Raw genomic sequence first — 2977 nt, forward strand, 5'->3', positions numbered from 1 at the left:
GAGATGCCGTAGCCGGCTGAGGCCTCCGATTCGGTCGGCGGGCTGAAGCTGTCGAAGGCCAGGAACGGCGCAGGGATGGTGGCAACACTCACGGCAGGCACTCCTCGTTGGATTCACGGACAAGGCCGCACGGGACGGCATCTCTTGACTGTGAAAACGAAAAGGCGGGCGCGAGTCCGACAGCGCGAACTAGGGGGGTGGCGAGGCGGCCCCCCCGCAACTCGAGGGGGCAGGGCGAAGACGAGCCTTCAGTCTCAGCGCGACGCCTGAGGCAGCGGCCGCACCGTCAGGTACAGCGGCTGGCCGGTCGCGTTGCCGCGCAGCAGCTTCAGCACGCAGTCGCGGTTGATGCGGCTCGCGTCGAGCGCCTGGTGCAGCCGGTCGACCGACTCGATCGCCAGGCCGTCGATGCCGACCAGCAGGTCACCCTCGCGCAGGCCGGCGCGCGCGGCCGGGCTGCCCGGCTCGACCGCCGACACCCGCACGCCGTGCGATTGCCCGAGCCCGAGGCCGACGACGATGCGCCGGTCGAGCGCCGTGGTGCTGCCGCCCACGCCCAGGTAGCCGCGCTGCACGCGGCCGTGCTGCAGCAGCTGCGGGATCACCCATTCGGCGATGTCGATCGCCACCGCGAAGCTGATCGACTGGGCGCCGCGGATGATCGCGGTGTTGACGCCGATCACCTCGCCGCGCGAATTCAGCAGCGGCCCGCCGGAATTGCCGGGGTTCAGCGCCGCATCGGTCTGGATCACGTCCGGGATCAGCCGGCCGGTGCCGGCGCGCATGCTGCGGCCGAGCGCGCTGACGATGCCGGCCGTCACGGTGTGCTCGAAGCCGAGCGGGTTGCCGATCGCGATCGCGATCTCGCCGCGCCTGAGCAGCGCCGAGCGGCCGATCGGCAGCGGCGTGAGCCCGCCGCGCGACATGCCGTCGATGTGCAGCAGCGCGAGGTCGGTGTCGGGGTCGTCGCCGACCCAGCGCGCATCGAACTCGCGGCCGTCGCTCAGCGACACGCGCTGGCGCGTGACCTGCGGCGACGGCAGCGCGCTGCCGCCGGCGCGCGTCACGTGCGAATTGGTCAGCAGGTAGCCGTCGGGCGTGAACAGGAAGCCGGAGCCGCCGCCGAGCGCCGCATCGCGGTTGCTGGCGTGGCCGACCACCTTGACCGACGCGACGCTCGGCCCGGCGCGCTCGACCACGCCGGAGACGGTCTCGGAATAGGCATCGAGCAGAAAGGCGTCGTTGGCACCCACGGGGAGATCCTCCAGACAGCGCATGTGGGACTGGGCCCCTGCGCTTTCAAGGGACGCTCTATCCGGCCACCACGCGGTCGCGGCCCTCGGCCTTGGCGCGGTACAGCGCCTCGTCGGCGCGCTGCAGCAGCTGCTCGGCGGTCTCGCCGTCGCGCWAGGTCGCCAGGCCGATGCTGACGGTGATGTGCAGGCCCTGGGCGACGTCGCCCCAGGCCTCGCCCGAGACCGCGCGGCGCACCCGCTCGGCGATCGCGAGCGCGGTGGCCGGCTCGCTGGTCGCGAGCAGCAGCAGGAACTCCTCGCCGCCGTAGCGGCCGATGCGGTCGTCCGCCCGCAGCGAGCGCACCGCGCCGAGCACGAAGCGGCGCAGCGCGGTGTCGCCCACCAGGTGCCCGTGGCTGTCGTTGACCAGCTTGAAATGATCGACGTCCATCAGCGCCACCGACGGCCGCGCGCCGGCCTGCAGCGCGTCATCGAGCGCACCGAGGATCGCGCGGCGGTTGAGCGCGCCGGTCAGTTCGTCGCGCGTGGCCAACGCGTGCAGCTGGTTCTGCGCCTGCGCGAGCTCGCGGTTGCGCGTGCCCAGCAGCTGCCGCACCGAGGCGCCGTACAGCCCGACCACCGCGCAGCGCCCGATCGCCAGCGACAGCCACAGCGCCGACAGCGCCGCCTGCCAGCGCGTGGCGACCGGCAGCGCCGGCGCCTGCCCGGCCAGCCCGATCGCCAGGGCCAGCCCGAGCGAGATCGTGATCCACAGCGGCAGCAGCTGGCGCGGCGTGAGCCGCAGCGCGCTGAACGCGAACACGATGAAGACGACGCTGATCGACAGCACGCCGACCTCCGGCGCCAGCACCACCAGCAGCAGCTGCAGCCCGGAGGCCGTCAGCATCTGCGGGCCGGTCAGGTAGGGGTCGGCGAAGCGCTCGCTCCAGCCGCGGTGCAGCATCAGGAAGAAGGCCCCGCCGGCGAGCGCGCCGCCGAGCAGGTAGACGATGGGCGGCAGCAGGCCGACCGCGCCGGCCGCGTGCAGCAGGAACAGCAGCAGCGCGTCGATCGCGTAGCTCGCGACCACCATGCGCAGCATCCGCATGCGCTCGCCACGGCGGCGCAGCGCGCGGGCGTCGAGGTCTTCCGGCGCGGTCGGCGGCAGGTGGCTGCCGGCGGCGGGGAACGGAACCGGGGGAATGGATTGCAGGCGATGGGGCATGTCGGGGCTCGCCGTCAATCTCGGCCTGCCCCCGGGCATCTTGAGCGCGCCGGGCGTGGCAGCGTGCATACCGCACGGGCTTGGCAGCGTGCATACCGCACGCGTGCGGCCTCAGGGCTTTCACCGGGAATGGCTCAGGTCGGCCGCGGCACTGCCGATATCTGTCGCTGGAAAGCCGTCGCCCGGTCGTTGAACGGGCCCGAACGGTTGCCGGAGTTTCGAATGACCTCGCTCAAATCACCGTGGCGCGCGCTGCTCGGCTGGCTGCTGGCCAGCGCGCTCGCGTGCGCCATGGTGGCCTGGGCGATGAAGACGGCGTCGCGTGCCCAGTTGCGCGCCGATGCCGAGCACAGCGCGGAACAGTGGGCGAGCTATGTGCGCGACACCGTGCCCGACCTCGACACCCTGTTCGCCGGCGGCCCGCTGACGCCGGCCGCCATCGAGCAGCTCAGCCGCCTGCGCCACCTGGGCGAGGTGTTCCGCTTCAAGTTCTACGACCCGCACGGGCGCGAGCTGC

Annotated in this window: 3 protein-coding genes; 1 reads left to right on the forward strand and 2 read right to left on the reverse strand. The window is 72.6% G+C overall.

What is annotated here, in order from left to right; translation table 11 throughout:
* Window positions 1-254: 254 nt before the first annotated feature.
* The gene (locus AC1D01_RS27895) at window positions 255-1277 is read right to left on the reverse strand and encodes a S1C family serine protease (protein ID WP_477872196.1); all 1023 of its coding nucleotides are present in this window, start codon (window positions 1275-1277) and stop codon (window positions 255-257) included.
* 34 nt (window positions 1278-1311) lie between these two features.
* The gene (locus AC1D01_RS27900) at window positions 1312-2460 is read right to left on the reverse strand and encodes a GGDEF domain-containing protein (protein ID WP_477872198.1); all 1149 of its coding nucleotides are present in this window, start codon (window positions 2458-2460) and stop codon (window positions 1312-1314) included.
* Window positions 2461-2682: 222 nt separating this feature from the next.
* Here AC1D01_RS27900 and AC1D01_RS27905 point away from each other — a divergent pair.
* Window positions 2683-2977, forward strand: a 295-nt coding sequence (locus AC1D01_RS27905; protein ID WP_477872200.1) for a hypothetical protein, incomplete at its 3' end; no start/stop codon positions are given.

The sequence above is a fragment of the Rhizobacter sp. P3_B12 genome (genome assembly GCF_056402895.1).

What these genes read in the sequence shown, in the direction of transcription:
- AC1D01_RS27895 (WP_477872196.1), bottom strand. Translation starts at nt 1,277, where the DNA reads ATGCGCTGTCTGGAGGATCTCCCCGTGGGTGCCAACGACGCCTTTCTG.